The following is a 16,962-nucleotide window of genomic DNA, read 5'->3' on the forward strand; positions in this document are numbered from 1 at the left end:
CGCGCGGCTTTTTTCGTTGGCTCCGGATCAGGTTTCCGTCATGATGCCGCCGTTGACGTGCAGCACCTGGCCGGTCACGAAGGAAGAATCCTCCGACGCCAGATAAATGTATGCCGGGGCCAGCGCCGTTCAACCGTACAACGCCCGCATCGCTTCGAGCTTTCGCCCGATGTAGGCGACGGCTTCCGGCGGTTCCGTAATTTTGGCCTCGCTTCCGAGCCCCCACACCAGATCCGCATAAAAAAACAAATCCTCCGCCGCGATCCGGACGTTCGCGATCCCGCCGCCGTCCTCCCTGCGCCGGATAAACGGCGCGAACCGGGGGTTCGATTCCAGCAGCCATACGCCCTTTTTCGTCAGCTCCACCCGCAGCCCGGCCTGTTCCAAGTGAGCTTTGGAGGGCTTGCCGAGCACGGTTTTCCGCCGGACCTCCTCCCGGGGCCGGACGGCTTCGTTCGGCGCGGCGGACAGCATGCGGTCGGCCCGGAATTGCCGGACCTCTTCCCGAACGAAGCAATAGGCCGGGCAATACCAGTAGCCGTCGCTCGCGTAGAGTCCGACGGGCTGAATATCGCGCTTCGAGACTCCGCTTGCGGAGTTGTAGTCGATCGTGACGACGACGCCGCCCATGACGGCTTGCAGCAGCGTTTGCAGGATGTCCGGCGACATCGGGCGATACGGGCTCCAGAACATAACCCGGCCCTTGAGCCGGTCGATCTGTTCTTTTTTGTCGGCGGGCAAGTAGTGGTAAAACTTTTGCAGCGCGGCGCCGGTTACCTCGCCGAACGGATGCGAGCCGAAAAATTCAAGCGACTGGGCCGCGAAGAACAGAGCTGTCGCTTCGCTCTCGGAGAAGCTGATCGGCGGAAGCACGCGTTCCCGCAGCAGCTTGTATCCTCCCCCGCGTCCCTGGACGGAATAGACCGGCACGCCCAGCGCGCTCAGCTCCTGCAAATCCCGCGTGACGGTTCGGACGGACAGTCCGAATTCGTCGGCCATCTCTTGCGCCGTGAACGATCTTTTCGCGTTGATCCACATGATCATTTGAATGAGGCGCGACGATTTCGCCATACCGGCTCCTCCTTTGCGAACGGATGAAATTACTTTTAGTTTAGTTTATCACTTAAATAAGTCAAATTATGTCCTGTTTATGCGTTATCTTTACCTTGAAAGAACATTCGCAACAAATTCAAGGGGGAAACCGGTATGATCAATCAAACGCGGGAATCGGAAAAAACGGGCTTCGTCTTTATTCACGGGGCCGGACTTAACGGCCGGGTCTGGAGCCGGGTGGCGGAAAATTTGGACGCTCCTTGCCTGCTAGCCGAGTTCCCCTGCCGCGAAGGCCCGGCGGAGTCGCGCGGCGGGCTGTCGCTTGCGGAATATGCCGATTGCCTGAGGCGGCAGATCGAAGCCTGGGGAACGAGGCGGTTCGTCCTCGTCGCGCACTCGCTCGGGGGCCTGCCGGCGCTTCGCCTCGCATCCGAGCTGTCCGATCGGGTGGCGGGATTCGTCGCGGTGGGAGCGGCCGTCCCGAAAAACGGCGGCTCCTTCCTGTCCGCGCTGCCGTGGCCGAGGCGGGCGATTATGGCGGGAATTTTGCGCAAAATGGGGACGAAGCCGCCGGAAGGGGCCATTCGGGCCGGCCTGTGCAACGACCTTCCGGCGGACCTCGCGGAAGCCGTCGTGCGCGGCTTCGTGCCCGAGGCCGTGCGCGCGTATACGGACCGGACCGACGCTCCCGTGCCGGACGTGCCCAGGCTGTACGTCAAGCTGACCCGGGACAAGGAGTTCGGCCCCGCCCTGCAAAACCGGATGATCGCGAATTTGGCCCCGCATGCCGTCCGCACGCTGGCCGCCGGCCATCTGCCGATGCTGAGCGATCCGGACGGACTCCGGGCGATCCTGCGCCGCTTTCCGGCGGAAGCGGACGCCTGGCGCCAAGCCTAGGGCCGCTTCAGCGCGGCTCTTCCAGAACCTTTGCCAGCCCGATAAAGCTCCTGGCAGGATGAACGAGGGGACGCATTGACGAAGCAGGGTTGCGCGGGATGACGCAGGGCGCGGGATTGCGCGGGGTAGTGCGGGATGACACAGGGCGGCGCGTTGATTGCGCGGGTTGCCTGGGGTGGCGCGGGGTTCGGCGAAGCCTGGTTGGAATTTGTCCAACCAAAAACGGCTTTTTCGCGAAACTATCCGGCTTCGTTGGATTTTGTCCAATCTGGCGAGGCCGTTTCCGCGTTTTTACCCAAATTCCAAGTTCAAAGTTGGATAAAATCCACTCTAGACCACGGTTTCCCCGTTTTCCGCTCCCTTGATGGGACAAAATCCAACATAGGTTCCATCCGTCTTCCCTCCGCTTGCCCCTCCTCCCTCCATTTTCCGCAAAATTTTTTCGCAAGATGAAGAACTTAAACTTTCCGATATTCAAAGAAACGCGAATGAACAAAGACGTTCATCCGCGTCCCTTATGCGCAAGAGCGTGATTGATTGAATGGAATGGCCGTTCCTTTTTACAGCCATCTCAAGACGCTTATTCCTTCATCGAAACGATTACCGCGACTATGTCATTTCCCCGCGCGATTCCGCCGCCCGGCTCGCGGCGCGGCCGGGCCCTTTGCGGAAACCCGCTGCCAACAGGACGGCCAGGCTGATACCCGCCAGGCTCCACAGCACCGCGTAGGACAAGCCCATCTCGCGCTCCCCGCCGAAATACATGACATTCCGCAGCCCCGAGGCGACGTAGCGGAACGGCGTCCACGAGTACAGCCAATCCCGCGTCGCTTGAGGCATGAATTCGGGCGCGAGATTCAGAATCGGCAGCGAGAAAAACAGCAGCAGTACGAGCAAGGCCACGGCCGGGAGGCCAAGCCAGTGGAACAGCGCCGACTGCATCAGGAAAAACGCGATCGCCGCCAAACTCAGGAACAGCCAGACATCCGCCGAATCCGTCAATTCCATTCCGTACCAGGCTGTCGCCATCCAGACGAGGAAACCGGACGCCCCTATCGCCAGGACGATTCCGGTCAGTGCTTGTCCCGATAACGCGCCCCATCTGCCTCCGGCCTCTCTCGCGCTTTTGACCGCTTGAAACAGGAGCACGCTCAGCACCAGCGTCCCCATCCAGACGATCTGGGTCAGCATGTTCGGCGCGCTGCCGCTCCCGTTGTTGGCGCCAACCGGATTCACGGACGTCTCTTCGATTTGCACGGGGGCAAGCAGCGCCTGCACGGTCCAGACCGGAACCTGTTCGGCGCGCTGGCCGACCTGCTCCAGCACTTGCCTGGTCAGCTCCCGGCTGACATTGCCCGCGACCTGCTGCAGAATCGTCCTCACGGCGGAAACCCCTTGTGGGTTCATCCCCTCGTTCAAGTAGATTTTCACCGTCGCCGGCGCGGGTTCCGGTCCGGATACCGACAGCACGCCGGCGCTGAAATCGGCGGGCAAGACGAGCGCGCCGTAAACCTCCTGCCCGTTCATGGCCTCCAGCGCTTCTTCCTCGGATCCGACCGTTCTCCACTCCACCGGCAGTTGCTCCAGTCCGAGCAGATTCCCTTTGACCGCCTCTCCCAAAGCCAACTGCTCACCCGTTGGCAGTTCGGCCGGACGGTCGAGAACGGCAAGCGCGACCGGCAAAGCTTTGGGCTTCGCCCCCAGCACGGACCCCATCATCGCCAGCCCGAAAACCGTCAACACAACCAACAAGGCCACGATCGCAATAGGCACGAACTTCGATTTCAAAAAAGTTGTCATCTCGATCCCTCACTTTTATGAACAAGTTGTTGATTACTAGCCACAGCGTTAATTATAATGAGGGGAAAGAGAACTGCAATCGTCAGTTTTCGGCGAAGTGTTCAGTACTGAACGGGGCCGTCACGGATTGTCGAGGATTGCCTGCAAATTTAGAAAGGGGGGGATCCCCATGCCGGAAAAAGCGGCCGATCGCCGTACCGTACGCACGAAGAAACTGCTTCGTCAGGCGCTTATCGAACTGATGAGGGAAAAGGGAATGGATCATATTACGGTCAGCGATCTGACGGCGCGCGCGGAAATCAATCGGGGAACGTTCTATCTGCATTATCGGGACGTGTACGACCTGGTCGAACAATTTCAGCAGGAGATCATCGACGGGCTGAAAGAAATCGCCGCCCACATGAATATTCAGGATATCGCCGGTTATGCGGACAAAGACGAGCCTTATCCCGGGCTCGTCTCCATTTTCGAATATTGGGAACGACATGCCGATTTCGCCGGCGTCATGCTGGGCCCGAAAGGCGACCTGTCCTTCATCGGCCGCGTGAAGGAATTGATGAGGGAACGCATTTACGGCAAAGTCCTCGAAACGCTGCGGCTGTTCGGGCAGGACGACCGCGTTCCCATTCCTTTGGATTTCGTCATCGCCTATACGACATCGGCCAACTTCGGGTTTATTCAGCACTGGATCGAAACCGGACGGAAGCAATCGCCTGCGGAGATGGCGAGGATGATGACCCGGCTGATCAGCCAGGGCCCCCTGGCCAGCGCGGGCATTCGCCCGGTCGACTGAACCGCCCGCCCGGCTCGCGGCGCGGCCGGCCCGTCACTTGGCCGTCAGCCCGAGACGCTCGTACTGCTCTACGGGCGCGTCGTTGTCCCGCATCAGCTTCAGCAGCAGCCCGATCATCCGCGCCTCGATCTCCGGATCGCGAAACGGACGAAGCTGCCGCGGATCCTCCCGCACGTCGAACAGCAGCGTTCCATAAGCATGAAGATCGCCCCGGGTTTGCGCGGGAATGCGCAAGGGCTTCACGTTTTTCGTGAACGAAAACGGCTCCGCCAGCTCCAGCCGCGTCAGCTCCGCCGGATGGAACCGGCTGCGCATGTGCGTCGGCATGAGCGTATAGTCGTACAGCGGCTCGTTCTTCCCGGACGCGGCCGCCCGCATGTACACGTAGCGGCCGTCCGTCGCGTTGACGTGCCCGCCGTGAATGCCGAACAGCGCCGCCTCGCGCACCGGCTCGTCCGTCTCGATCGTCCGGCGGAGCGGCTTGCCCTGCATGTCCGGCGGCAGCTTCGCGCCGAAGAAGTCCAGCAGCGTCGCCGGAAGGTCGATCGTTTGCACGAGGCTTTGCCGGCGCTCTCCCCGCACGCCGGCGCGCGGATCCCAGACGAATAGCGGCGTATGCGCCACCTCGTTGTAGAACGGCTGCACGCACTTTGCCCACTGGTCGTGCTCGCCGAGCAGGAAGCCGTGATCGGTATTGACGATCAGCAGCGTATCCTTCCACAGATCGAGCCGGTCCATCGCGTCGAGCACCTTGCCCAGGTAATGGTCGCACATCGCGAGCAGCGCCGCGTATTCGCAGCGCATGTGCGCCACGTCCTCCGCCGACTCGGTCACCGGGCCGTAAACCGGCCAGTCGCCGAGGCGGCCGTCGTACTCGTGGGCGTACAGCTTTTTGAACGATTCCGGGCTGTAAAACGGCTCGTGCGGATCGAATGTCTCGATCTGCAGAAACCACCGGTCCTCCCTATGGTTCCGCTCCAGAAATTCCAGGCCGGCCGCGAACGTCCGGGCTTGCGGAAACTCGTCGTCGGCCCGAATATACCCGCGGTTGACGCGGTCCTGCCGGAACATATTCCGGGCGATCGGGTGAAGTCCTTCCAGGCTCAAGCCTTCCGGATCCTTCACCTCTCCCTTCCACGGATCCCCCTCCTGCCCCCGGATCAGCTCGAACGACCGGTAGCGCGGATGATACGTCCCGCCGCCGTCCTCCCAGTAATGCTGATGATCCGTGACGAGATGCGTGTAGACCCCCGCTTCCCCCAGCAGCTCGATCGCCGAATCGTCATACGGCTCCAGCGGTCCCCAACTGCGGTGCAGAAAATTGTAGCGCCCGGTGTGCAGTTCCCTTCTCGCCGGCATGCAGGGCATGCTCCCGACATAGCTGTTGTCGAACGTCGCCGTCCGGGCCGCCAGCCGCTCGAAGTTCGGGGTCTTGATCCAATCGGGACCGCCGTACGGAGACAGCATGTGCCGATTCAACGTGTCGAACATGACCATAATCGCTTTCATCGAATTCACCCTTTCACGCTGGATGCCACCATGCTGCGAATGAACTGTTTCTGGAACACGAAAAACATGACGACGATCGGCAGCGACACGAGCAGCGACGCCGCCATGAGCAGGTTGTACTGCACCTGGTGCTCGCCGCGGAACACCTGCAGCCCCAGCTGCAGCGTGCGCATCGCTTCGCTGTTCGTATAGATGAGCGGGTGGAAAAAGTCGTTCCACACCGCCACGAACTTGAAAATGCCGAGCGTAGCGAGCAGCGGCCCGCTCTGGGGCAAATATACGGAAAAGAACAGCCGGAGATAGCCGGCTCCGTCGATATACGCCGCATCGTCGAGCGCGCGCGGGAACTGCAAATAAAACTGGCGGGCCATGAACACGCCGAACGCCCCGGCCAGCTCCGGCACGATTAGCGCGTAATAGCTGTCCAGCCATCCGTTGCCGCCGGCGCCGAGCCAGTCGTTCCCTCCGAAGAGCGGGACCGACTTCAGGATGAGAAACTGGGGGATGACGACGACCTGCGCCGGAACCATCATGCCGACGAGCAGCGTCAGGAAAATCGGCTGCTTGCCCTTGAACCGGAGGCGGGCGAACGTAAAGCCGGCGAGCGAGTTGAACGCGAGACTCCCCGCCACCGCGACGGCCGTCACGATCGCCGAATTTTTGAAATACGTCGGCCAGTCCCCCATCCGCATCGCCCGGGTGTAATTTTCCGGATGCCAAGATGCGGGCAGCAGCCGCATCGCCCCGAGCGAAAATTCCTCGTCCCCCTTCATGGAGGTGAAAAAAGCGGTCAGCAGCGGCAGCACCGTCGCGGCGGAGAAAAGCACCAGCGCGAGGTAGGCCGCCGTTCGTTCGAGCTTCGAAAGTTTCATCCGTTCACCTCTATTCGGCCGCCTGGTTCCGGCTGCCGATGCCGTACTGAATCAGCGTCACGACCAGCGTGGCGGCCAGCAGAAACACCGCCATCGCGGCTGCGTAACCCATCCTGTACTCCTGGAAGCTGGCCCCGATAATTTGCGTGACGATCGTCGTGCTGGAGTTGGCCGGTCCGCCGCCCGTCAGGACGTAAACCAGATCGAACACCTGGAACGAGCGGATCGTGGCGGTGATGAACAGGAACAGCGTCATCGGCTTCAGCAGCGGCACTGTAATGTGCCATAACTTCCTGAAACCGGAGGCCCCGTCCAGACTCGCCGCCTCGTACAGGCTTTCCGGGATGCTCTGAATGCCGGCCAAAAACACGATCATCGCGTAGCCGATCCCCGTCCATACGCCAATGACGATGACCGTTTCCAGGGATGTCGCGGGATCGCCAAGCCAATTTCGGCCCTCGATTCCGAAAAACTCGAGCAGCGGATTGACCGGCCCCTGCGCCGGGTCGAGCATCCACAGCCACGTCATCGCGACCGCCACCGACGAGATGACGCCGGGCAAGTAAATCAGCGCGCGAAACGCGGCAAGCCCGCGCAGCTTCATCGACAGCAGATTGGCCAGTACAAGCCCGATCGCCATGCCCGGCACGACCGTGCCGATCCAGTACCAGGCCGTGTTCGCGACGGCGCGGTGAAAAATCGAATCGTGCAGCAGCCGGGAATAGTTTGCGAGGCCGGTCCAAACCGGCGCGCTCAGCATCGAATAGTCGGTCAGGCTCAAATAAAAGATCCACAGGATCGGAACCAGCACGAACACGGCAAACAACAGCACGTTAGGCAGAATGAGCAAATACGGTATGACTCGGTTCCAGCCTTTTTGCATCTCGTTCCTCCTCGAAACCAATGGACGCGCCGGGCGCGGCGGCCTTGCGGGTCCTGCGCTCATGCCGCTCACTTGGCGGCGGCGATTTCCTCTCTTGCCATCTCCGCGTTCGACTTCAACGCATCCGCCGGCGGCTTGATGCCGTTGAACGACTCCTCGAGCGCAAGGCGCAAATACTTCACGTTAATCGCCCAATGGCCGGAAGCGCCGTACCCCCGCGCGTCGTTCATCGCTTCGAACGCGACCTCGTTGCCGTCGCCCAGCTTGACGAATTCGTCCTTCGCCGACCGCAGCGGCGGGATCGATCCCGTCTTCGTCGCGAATTCGAGCACGTTTTCCTTCTCGAACCAGAATTTGATGAACGTCCACGCTTCTTCCGGGTGCTTCGTCTTCTGCGCGGCGGTCAGGAACGTGCCGAGCATGAGCGCGGTTTGCTTGCCTTCCGGCCCTGCCGGGGGCAGCGTCCAGCCGATCTTGTCCGCGCCGATCGATTGCTGCAGCGATGCCGCTCCTGCCGTGGAGACGAACGCCATCGCCGCCTGGCTGTTGACGAACGGCGTGCCGTTCACCTGCTGCTGGTTGGAGGCGATGATCGCGCCCGACTCGTACAGATCGACCATCTTTTCGACAAGGCCGACGGAGGCCGGCGAGTCGAACGTCGGATGGCCTTCCGCGTCGTAGAAATCCTCCCCGAGCAGCAGCAGCAGCGACAAATACGACTGTTCTCCGTTGCTCGTCTGGATGTCGATGCCGGCGCGCGTCGTTTTTCCGTTCTCGGCCTTCTTCAGCTTTTCGGCATAGGCGAAAATGTCGTCGAACGTCTTCGGCGGGCTTTCCGGATCGAGCCCCGCTTCTTCGAAAAAGTCCTTCCGCCACGCCAGCGGCCGGATTTCCGGCAGCAGCAGCCCGTATTGCCCGCCTTCGTACTGCCCGGCCTCCAGAATGTCCGGGAAGAAATCGTCCTTGCCTTCCCATCGGTCCGCCTCGATATAGGGCGACAGGTCCAAATATTTGCCCTGATCCACCGTGGAGATCAGTTGGCCGAAGCCAAGGCCGTGGATGTCCGGCTGCAAGCCGCCCGAATAGGCGACCGTCAATTTTTGAAAATAGTCCGCCCACGGAATCGAGGTTAGCTCCACCTTGATCCCGGGGTGCGTCCGCTCGAATTTTTGTATGACCTGCTTGACCGCTCCCGTCAAAATCTCGTCCGTTCCCGGGTACCAGAATTTCAAGACAATTTCCTCTGCGTTTGGATCCGATGCTGCGGCGTTCGAGCTTTCGGACGGTCCGCCGGAGCAGGCCGCCAGCGCCAATGCCAGCGCCAGCAGCATCGCGAGAGTTGCAATCGATCTTTTTTTCATGCGGGTTCCCCCTGTCCTCTGGATGTGATCAGACAAGCAGCATGCCATCCGGTCGTCCGGTCTGAAGTACAAGTTTACTATTCCGAGTAATTTACTTGTATTAATGCTCGCCAATGGTTAGTATTATAGCATCGAAGATTCCGAATCGTATTTATCCGCGGCAGGCGGAAAGGTTTCAAAAATGCAGATTCATTCTGACCGCTAAGAGGGACGACGATGAACAACCTGATGGAATTCAGCAATCAGAGCTCGCTCGATCATCTGAACTTGAACGTCCGCTGGCTGAAAGAGTGGTCATTGACCGAGGTGCCGCATCATTATTTGTTCCTGTTTCCGTACACCGCCTTCTGGATTGTCTTGTCCGGAACCGCGGCCATCGAGCTGAACCAGATTCCTTACGAGCTGAAGCAAGGGGATATCGTGTGCATTCCGTCGAAGTCGGCCCAATCGTGGAAGCGGATCGGCGCCGGCGAACCCTTCCATTATTTGTCCCTGGCATGCGAGGCGAAGGTGGGGGCGCTCGATTTCATCCGGTCGTACCGCTTCCCCCATGTCGTTTCGGACGTCCGCAAGGAGGAGCTGAACGGGCTGGTCGCGGCCTGGCGCGAGCTGGCGAAGGAGTACAACGAATTTCTGGAACTTTTCGACGAAAAAGACATCAAATCCAGCGAAAAAGGCGCCGGGCGATTTCCCGTCTTTATGCTGAATACCGAGCAGACGATCCGGCACCTGCGCATCCGGGCGCATGGCATGCTGTGGGTGCAATCGCTGTTCCGGGTCCTGCGCTCCCGGCTGCCCGAACGGCCCGTCGCTTACGACAACCGCGTGTTCGAGATTTGCGACTACGTGGAGCAGCGGCTGCACGAGCCGCCTGCGCTGGACGAGCTGGCGGCGTCCGTCTCGCTGAGCAAGGAGCAGCTCAGGACGCTGTTTCATGCGACCTTCGGCATTTCGCCGATGAAATATGTCCGGCATATCCGGCTGCAGCGGGCCCGGGATTTGCTTATGCTGACCTCCTATCCGATCAAGGAAATCGCCAAAGCGGTCGGGTTCGAGGATCAGCACCATTTTTCCCGCGCGTTCCAGCAGTCGGAGGGCATGTCGCCGATGGAGTACCGGCGAAGGCTGCTGCAGGGCGGCGGCGGTTAGCGGGCCGGTTGCTTATGCGTTTGCGGGCCGGTTGCTTATGCGTTCGCGGACCATCCGTTCGCGCGCCGAATATGCCGGAACGGATCGCGTTTTCGTTCGCGGCGGCCGCCGGTTGGGAAAAGTGCCCACTCTGTAGCCGCTTTCAAAAGCGGACAAAGCAAGATATAATGAAACACCAAAAGAGATTTTTCGGGAGAGAGGAATTGCGATGGATCAGAAGGAACAGAAACAGCCGCCGAACTCCTGCTGCGGCGCGACGGGACGCCGGGAAGCGGTGCAGCCCGTAGAAATGTCGTTCGGCTCGTTCCGAAGGGAGAAGCAGACGATCGAAACGCCGGAGCCGGCGCTTGCAGTTCCGCGGGACATGATTTTGCTTCCGGGCGGCGTTTTCAAAATGGGGACCGACGACCGCGAAGGCTTTGCAAGCGACGGGGAAGGTCCGGTTCGCGAAGTGGAGCTGTCCCCTTTTTATATCGATCCCTGCGCCGTGACCAACGCCGAGTTTGCCCGCTTCGTCCGAGAGACCGGCTATGTGACCGAATCCGAGCGATTCGGCTGGTCGTACGTATTCCACCTGTTCGTTTCCGAAGAGACGGCCAAAACGGTAACCCGCTCCGTTCAGCGCACCCCGTGGTGGTGGGTCGTGGAGGGCGCCAGCTGGGATCATCCGGAAGGGCCGGACTCCGACATTCGGGACCGGATGAACCACCCCGTCGTGCAAGTCACGTACAACGACGCCGCGGCCTACTGCGATTGGGCGGGCAAGCGACTGCCGACCGAAGCGGAATGGGAATACGCGGCCCGCGGGGGCCTGGAGCAGAAGCGTTATCCCTGGGGGGACGAGCTGAAGCCGAACGGCGAGCACCGCTGCAACATCTGGCAGGGCAAGTTTCCGACCGTCAACCACCGCAGCGACGGCTATGCCGGAACGGCGCCCGTCGACGCGTACGAGCCGAACGGCTACGGCTTGTACAACATAGTCGGCAACGTCTGGGAGTTTTGCTCCGACTGGTTCAGCCCGACCTATCCTTTGACCGCACCGCGGGTCAATCCCAAAGGCCCGCCGGAGGGGCAAAGCAAGTCGATGAGAGGCGGCTCCTACTTGTGCCACCGCTCCTATTGCAATCGCTACCGGGTTGCCGCGCGCAGCGCAAATACCCCCGACAGCGCCTCCGGCAATATGGGCTTCCGGTGCGTGCGGGACGCTTGAGAGTCGGACCCGGCCAAGAATGGCGGCTTTGCCGTTCTCTGCAGGATGCCGTTCTCTGCGGGATGCCGTTCTCTGCGGGATGCCGTTCTCTGCGGGATGCCGTTCTCTGCGGGATGCCGTTCTCTGCGGGTTCGGCTTTCCGCGCCCGGTTTGGCTTCGTTGGATTTTGTCCAATCAAAGGCGGCTTTTTCGCGAAATTCACCGGTTTGGTTGGATTTTGTCCAATCAGGCGAAGCCTTTTCGGAGATTTCGTCCGAAATTCCCGTTCCCCGTTGGATAAAATCCACTATAGACCGGGGTCTCCTCGTTTACCGCGCCGTCGATTGGACAAAATCCAACATAGGCTTGTCCGCTCCGGTTTCCCAGGTTTCCGCCAACGTGCGACTTATACTTTCGCACCTTAAATAATGGCTTACACGTCCGCCAAATCCCAAAAACGCGGCCTTTTCGCCGGACAAAAGCCGGCATGTCCGCCACCTTCAGGCCCAGGATGTCGTCTTCTTCAACTCACTATATTTGAGAAACTATAAAAAGTGTAGTAAACTGTAAGCAACGGTAACGATATGAAGGAGGCGAGCCGAATGTCCAATCCGGCGAACATGGAGATAGGAATCAGCACGTTTTTGGAGGCCGGACGGAACCCGGCAACCGGCAGGCTGGCCATCAGCCATGCCGAACGGCTGCGCAACGCGGTCGAGGAGATCGTGACGGCCGACCAGGCCGGTCTCGACGTGTACGGGATCGGCGAGCATCACCGGATCGATTATGCGGGAAGCTCCCCCGTCATTCCGCTCGCGGCGGCGGCGGCGATGACGAAACGAATCCGGCTGACGAGCGCCGTCACCGTGCTGTCCTCGGACGACCCGATTCGCGTGTATCAGGATTTCGCTTCCCTGGACGGCATCTCGAACGGACGGGCGGAAATCATGGCGGGCCGGGGATCGTTCATCGAATCGTTCCCGCTGTTCGGGTACAGCCTGAACGATTACGACGAATTGTTCGAGGAAAAGCTGGAGCTGCTGTTGAAGACGAGAGCTTCCGAGAAGGTGACGTGGCGCGGCGGCCACCGTCCCGCCATCGACAACCTGGGCGTCTACCCGCGCTCGGTCCAGGACCCGCTGCCGGTGTGGATCGCGAGCGGCGGCAACCCCGAGTCCGCCGTGCGGGCGGGGGCGCTAGGACTGCCGATCGTATTCGCGATTATCGGCGGCATGCCGGAGCGCTTCGCCCCCTTGGTCGAGCTTTACAGGAAGGCTGCCGCGCAAGCCGGGCACGATCCGGCCAAGCTGCAGATCGCGACGCACTCGCACGGATTCGTCGGCGATTCGACCGAAGCGGCGGCCGACGCGTTTTTTCCGCTGACGCAAGCGCAGATGAACATCATCGGGCGCGAGCGGGGCTGGCCGCCGTACACCCGGGAATCGTTCGACGCCGCGCGCAGCCTGCGGGGCGCGCTCTATGTCGGGGATCCCGAATACGTCGCGGAGAAAATCGTCCTGCTGCGCAAAAACCTGGGCGTCACCCGGTTTTTCCTGCACATCGACGTCGGCGCGATGCCGCACCGCGAGGTGCTGCACGCCATCGAGCTGCTCGGCACGAAGGTCGCGCCGCTCGTACGCAAGGAGCTAACGCGGATCGAAGGATAATGAGACGAAGAGGCTGTCTTCCGCCAAGCGGACGGCAGCCTCTTTTCGCTTCCGAACCGGAAAGTTTACGCCGCCCCGCAGCCGGATATGCTGATAAGACGGAGAAAACAAGGGGAGGGATCCTCGTGGGCTGGATGCCGATCTATGAGAGAATGGCGGAACTGCGCATGGTGCAAAAACGCCGGAAACTGACGGAAACGGAACGTCTGGAGCTGGAGCACTGTCTCGATATTAACGCCGACTACTGCTACCGGCTGGCCAATCTGTACAATTTGTCGTTAATGGCATCGATGATCGACGATCAGGAGTGGCAGCACGAGCTGTGCGGGGAAATCGAGAAACAGGGCGGCAGAGTGCCGCGCTTATAGCCAATGCAAAGCCGAAAAAGCAGCTTGGCCGCGGGCCTCGCCGCTTTTTCGTTTGCCCGGTCACTTCCGCAGGAAGCGAAGCGTCGCCTCGTTGACGATGCCGGCATGCTCCATCGTCAGCGAGTGGCTGGCGCCGGGGATCACGCGGGTTTCCAGATCGGCAATGAGGCTTTTCGCGGTCTCGGCCACTTTCCCCGCCGGGTAAATGACCTCTTTTTCCCCTACGACAAGAAGCGTGGGCACCGCAAAGCCGCGAAACTCCTCCGGCGGTATAACGGAAGGCACGACGTGCAGCTGCGGCATCGCCCCGCGATAAGCGGCGACAATGAGGGAGCGGATGGCGGGCTCCAGCGGCTCCTTGTTCCCCGACAGCCAGATGAACGCCTTATCCGTGAACCTCTCGGAATGAAAGATCAGGGCGGGAAAAATTTTGGCGAAAAACTTCAGGTTGATTTTATGAAAGGATCCCGCCGGGGCGTACAAAACAAGTTTGGACACGCGTTCGGGGCAGGAAAGCGAAAAATTGAGCGCCAAAAAACCGCCCATCGAATGGCCGGCCAAATCCGCCTTGTCGAGCTTCAGCGCATCCAGCGTTTCAAGCAGCCACCGCGCGGCCTCCTGCCGGCTTTTTAGCGGAGCCGCGGGCCTGCTTTTGCCGAAATCGCCCATCACGTCGATCGCATAAACGGTGCGGTCCTGCGCGAACGGCTTGACGTTCGGGTACCACATCGCGCTGCTCATCGTCATCCCGTGAAGCAGGACCAGCGGCTTTTTGCCCTCTTCGCCGAAGCGCAAAACATGCGTCTCCCCGAACGTCGTCGGGACGAACCGGGATTCGAACGGCAGTCCGAATTCGTTCAGCGTTTTGTCGTAGCAACGGTAATATTCCTGTTCGAGAGTCGGATCCTTAAAGAGAGATATCACAGCAGGCTCCTTGTTTTTCTTTCTATCATATCATCAATGCGGACCCTAAAAAAACCGCCGCCGGACGAGGCGTTTTACGACTTTGGTCCGAGGCGTAGCGCGCGCAAATACGAAAAAGGCGCGAGGACGCGGACGGCACCGGTCAACTCACGCCTTTTTCGTCGATTTTGGAAGACTTCCGGAGCATTTTTCTCCGGCCGGACAGCACTTTGTACCACAGGTTTCCCTGTTCGTCCCGGAACAATTGAAATCCCATCAGCTTCAACGGCGTCCAAATCTCGTGAAAGTAATGATAAGGCATTAATCCCCCTCCATTGCAACCAATATAATCCATTCCGCGCCCAAAGAATAGTTACCCGTGTCATTACTTTTATTACAGGTCAGTCATAAAATAGTAAAAAAGACCCCTTGCTTGCAGGGTCTTTCTTGAAAAATCTTTTTTCCCGTTCATTCCGCATGCTCATGCAACGTGACGCTTTCGATATAGTTGATCATTCTTCTTAGTTCCTTTGCCTGATCTCTGCTGATTTCCCCGTTTCCGAACATCCGGCGGATTTCCGCCCGTTCGACGTCGATGACCTTAAGCCGAAGCTCCTCCTTTTGCGCCTCCGCGATTTCGTCGAACGATGCCGTCGGCCGCTTCAAGCGGTCGATCATCCTTTTGTAATCCAGGATGACGGAATACGCGATGCCCGATTTTCCGTGCTCCTCGGCGTAAGTCTCCAGTTGGCCGAGAGCCGCCTCCAACGCCTTCAGCTGCACGTCCCGCCCCAACCGCAGCTTGACCACGTTCGCCGCATCGCGTCCGGCCCGCTTGCGGTAGCGGCCGGTCGACCGCTTCCAGTCCCTGACCGCTTTTCCGATGAGATAGACGATGCCGGAACGAACGTCGGTGGACAGGGCTTCTTCCCGGATGTCCAGCGACTTTTCGAAAGCTTCGAACACCTCTTTGTTCATTCCTTCGCCGTTCATCGCCTCGTGGATATATTTCCGCTCCGCCCTCAGCGCCATGAGCCGGATTTCCGTCGCCTTTTGCCGGCGTTCGTTCGCCTGCTCCAGCGAATCCCGCTCGGAGTGCAGGCGCCGGAACGTCCGTTTGTATTCGTCGATCAACTGATAGGCGGCCTCTTCGTTCTCCTCGTTCATTTCCGCCTTCAGCTTCTTCAGCGAAGCCAGCAGCAGTCTGCTCTTGGCCTCGCGCATATCCAGAAAGTCCGCGTTCTCCCCTTCCGCGGCCGCCTCCCCTTTGCTTAACAGAGGCAAAAACACGGTGGCCGCGATGAGCGTCAGCAAGATGACGCCCGCCGCCAGAAAGACGATGAGCGAACGCTGGGGAAAAGCCTCCCCGCTTGCGGTCGCGAGCGGCATGGACAGCACCCCGGCCATCGTGACGGCGCCGCGCACGCCGGTCAGGCTGACGAGCAGCGTATTGGCCAGAGCGGGTTTGGAGGTGTCCGCCGATTTTTTGAAACGGTGTTCGTAATATGAAAAGAGGCAGGACCAGACGAAACGAATGGCCAGGATGGCGAAGCCGATCGCGACCGCATAGCCGACCGCGAGCCCGTTGTCGATGAAGGGATTTTCGACCGTCGCGCGGATGGAAGGGGGGATGATCAATCCCAACAGCAGGAACACGATGCCGTTCAGGACGAACAGCACCGTCGACCAGACGTTTTCCGTGAGCACCTGTTCCTCGGCCAGCACGGTTTCCGTCCGTTCCCGGAGCAGGGAATGCACGATGCCGCCGACGACGACCGCGATCACCCCGGAGGCGTGCAGCATCTCTTCCGTGATGATGAAAATCAGGAACGGCGTCAGAAGTTGGAGAAGCGAATGCAGCGTGACGTCGTTGATCCCCTGTTTGCGCAGCGTGAACCGGAGCCAGGTCATGATCAAACTGAGAACGAGGCCCAGGACCGCTCCCGCAATGAACATATAGGTAAAATCGAAGACGGCTTCCCGCAGCGAAAAATAGCCCGTCACGACCGCCGCGACCGCATAGTTAAAGGCGACCAGGCCGGACGCGTCGTTGATGAGAGATTCCCCCCGGACGAGATTCAGCACCTTCTCCGGCAGATGGATTCGTTTGGCGATCCCGTTCACCGCGACAGGGTCGGTGGGCGACAAGATCGCGGCAAGCGCAAACGCGGCAGCAAGCGGGATTTCGGGAATGAGCCAGTGGATAAAATAGCCCCCGCCGATCGTCGTCAAGAGAACGAGAATGATCGCGTTGCCGAAAATCGGGGCTTTCATCTGCCACAATTGCTCGCGGGGAAAATGCCGCCCGTCGTTGTACAGGAGCGGAGCGACGAACAGCAGCAAAAACCATTCCGTTTCGATTTCCAGCCGGATGTTCGGAAACGCGAGCGCGAGCGCGAAGCCGAAAGCGATTTGCGTCAAGGCCGTCGGAATAAAGGGGATGTAGTGGCTGATGATGTTCGAGATGACGAGACAAACGAGCAGCAGAATGACGCTCATCAAGAGACCCATTTACTTC

15 protein-coding genes and 1 pseudogene are annotated in these 16,962 nt (G+C 60.0%); 6 read left to right on the top strand and 10 right to left on the bottom strand.

Features of this window, described 5'->3' with window-relative positions:
* Positions 1 to 27: 27 nt before the first annotated feature.
* Positions 28 to 123, bottom strand: a pseudogene (locus B7E11_RS28760) (SDR family oxidoreductase); the annotation flags it as partial.
* 6 nt (positions 124 to 129) lie between these two features.
* Positions 130 to 1,071: a helix-turn-helix transcriptional regulator gene (locus B7E11_RS03490; RefSeq protein WP_080832236.1), complete on the bottom strand. Its 942-nt coding sequence runs from the start codon at positions 1,069 to 1,071 to the stop codon at positions 130 to 132.
* Between the two features lie 135 nt (positions 1,072 to 1,206).
* Between B7E11_RS03490 and B7E11_RS03495 the strand changes: the two genes are divergently transcribed.
* Positions 1,207 to 1,950 carry an alpha/beta fold hydrolase gene (locus tag B7E11_RS03495; protein ID WP_080832237.1) on the top strand — a complete coding sequence of 248 codons (744 nt, stop codon included), beginning with the start codon at positions 1,207 to 1,209 and terminating at the stop codon, positions 1,948 to 1,950.
* Positions 1,951 to 2,559: 609 nt separating this feature from the next.
* On the opposite strand, the gene B7E11_RS03500 is transcribed toward B7E11_RS03495, so the two are convergent.
* Positions 2,560 to 3,750, bottom strand: coding sequence for a YhgE/Pip domain-containing protein (locus tag B7E11_RS03500; protein ID WP_080832238.1), 1,191 nt, complete (start codon positions 3,748 to 3,750; stop codon positions 2,560 to 2,562).
* Positions 3,751 to 3,919: 169 nt separating this feature from the next.
* Here B7E11_RS03500 and B7E11_RS03505 point away from each other — a divergent pair, with 169 nt between their 5' ends.
* A complete protein-coding gene (locus B7E11_RS03505) occupies positions 3,920 to 4,543 on the top strand; it encodes a TetR/AcrR family transcriptional regulator (protein ID WP_080832239.1) in 624 nt (207 codons plus the stop codon).
* A 33-nt stretch (positions 4,544 to 4,576) separates the two neighbouring features.
* On the opposite strand, the gene B7E11_RS03510 is transcribed toward B7E11_RS03505, so the two are convergent.
* The 4 genes from B7E11_RS03510 to B7E11_RS03525 form a co-directional block, all read right to left on the bottom strand.
* Positions 4,577 to 6,052, bottom strand: a complete 1,476-nt coding sequence (locus B7E11_RS03510) for a sulfatase (RefSeq protein WP_080832240.1) — start codon at positions 6,050 to 6,052, stop codon at positions 4,577 to 4,579.
* Between the two features lie 5 nt (positions 6,053 to 6,057).
* The gene (locus B7E11_RS03515) at positions 6,058 to 6,924 is read right to left on the bottom strand and encodes a carbohydrate ABC transporter permease (RefSeq protein WP_080832241.1); all 867 of its coding nucleotides are present in this window, start codon (positions 6,922 to 6,924) and stop codon (positions 6,058 to 6,060) included.
* A gap of 10 nt (positions 6,925 to 6,934) precedes the next feature.
* Positions 6,935 to 7,807 (bottom strand): carbohydrate ABC transporter permease, encoded by an 873-nt coding sequence (locus B7E11_RS03520; protein ID WP_176220589.1) that lies wholly within the window; start codon positions 7,805 to 7,807, stop codon positions 6,935 to 6,937.
* Positions 7,808 to 7,875: 68 nt separating this feature from the next.
* Positions 7,876 to 9,168 (bottom strand): ABC transporter substrate-binding protein, encoded by a 1,293-nt coding sequence (locus B7E11_RS03525; RefSeq protein ID WP_176220590.1) that lies wholly within the window; start codon positions 9,166 to 9,168, stop codon positions 7,876 to 7,878.
* Between the two features lie 216 nt (positions 9,169 to 9,384).
* Here B7E11_RS03525 and B7E11_RS03530 point away from each other — a divergent pair, with 216 nt between their 5' ends.
* From B7E11_RS03530 to B7E11_RS03545, 4 genes are all read left to right on the top strand, one after another.
* On the top strand, positions 9,385 to 10,317 hold the full coding sequence (locus B7E11_RS03530) for a helix-turn-helix domain-containing protein (RefSeq protein WP_080832244.1): 933 nt from the start codon (positions 9,385 to 9,387) through the stop codon (positions 10,315 to 10,317).
* Between the two features lie 208 nt (positions 10,318 to 10,525).
* Positions 10,526 to 11,527, top strand: coding sequence for a formylglycine-generating enzyme family protein (locus B7E11_RS03535; protein ID WP_080832245.1), 1,002 nt, complete (start codon positions 10,526 to 10,528; stop codon positions 11,525 to 11,527).
* A 581-nt stretch (positions 11,528 to 12,108) separates the two neighbouring features.
* Entirely contained in the window at positions 12,109 to 13,173 is a 1,065-nt protein-coding gene (locus tag B7E11_RS03540; protein ID WP_080832246.1) for an LLM class flavin-dependent oxidoreductase, read from the top strand.
* Positions 13,174 to 13,307: 134 nt separating this feature from the next.
* On the top strand, positions 13,308 to 13,541 hold the full coding sequence (locus B7E11_RS03545) for a DUF7667 family protein (RefSeq protein ID WP_080832455.1): 234 nt from the start codon (positions 13,308 to 13,310) through the stop codon (positions 13,539 to 13,541).
* A gap of 60 nt (positions 13,542 to 13,601) precedes the next feature.
* Here the strand turns inward: B7E11_RS03545 and B7E11_RS03550 are convergent, their stop codons facing one another.
* From B7E11_RS03550 to B7E11_RS03555, 3 genes are all read right to left on the bottom strand, one after another.
* Positions 13,602 to 14,465: an alpha/beta fold hydrolase gene (locus B7E11_RS03550; RefSeq protein WP_080832247.1), complete on the bottom strand. Its 864-nt coding sequence runs from the start codon at positions 14,463 to 14,465 to the stop codon at positions 13,602 to 13,604.
* Between the two features lie 142 nt (positions 14,466 to 14,607).
* Positions 14,608 to 14,766 carry a hypothetical protein gene (locus B7E11_RS29355; RefSeq protein ID WP_176220591.1) on the bottom strand — a complete coding sequence of 53 codons (159 nt, stop codon included), beginning with the start codon at positions 14,764 to 14,766 and terminating at the stop codon, positions 14,608 to 14,610.
* 146 nt (positions 14,767 to 14,912) lie between these two features.
* Positions 14,913 to 16,955: a Na+/H+ antiporter gene (locus tag B7E11_RS03555; protein ID WP_080832248.1), complete on the bottom strand. Its 2,043-nt coding sequence runs from the start codon at positions 16,953 to 16,955 to the stop codon at positions 14,913 to 14,915.
* Positions 16,956 to 16,962: the final 7 nt, after the last annotated feature.

The sequence above is a fragment of the Cohnella massiliensis genome (assembly GCF_900169535.1).
GTDB lineage: Bacteria > Bacillota > Bacilli > Paenibacillales > Paenibacillaceae > Cohnella > Cohnella algarum.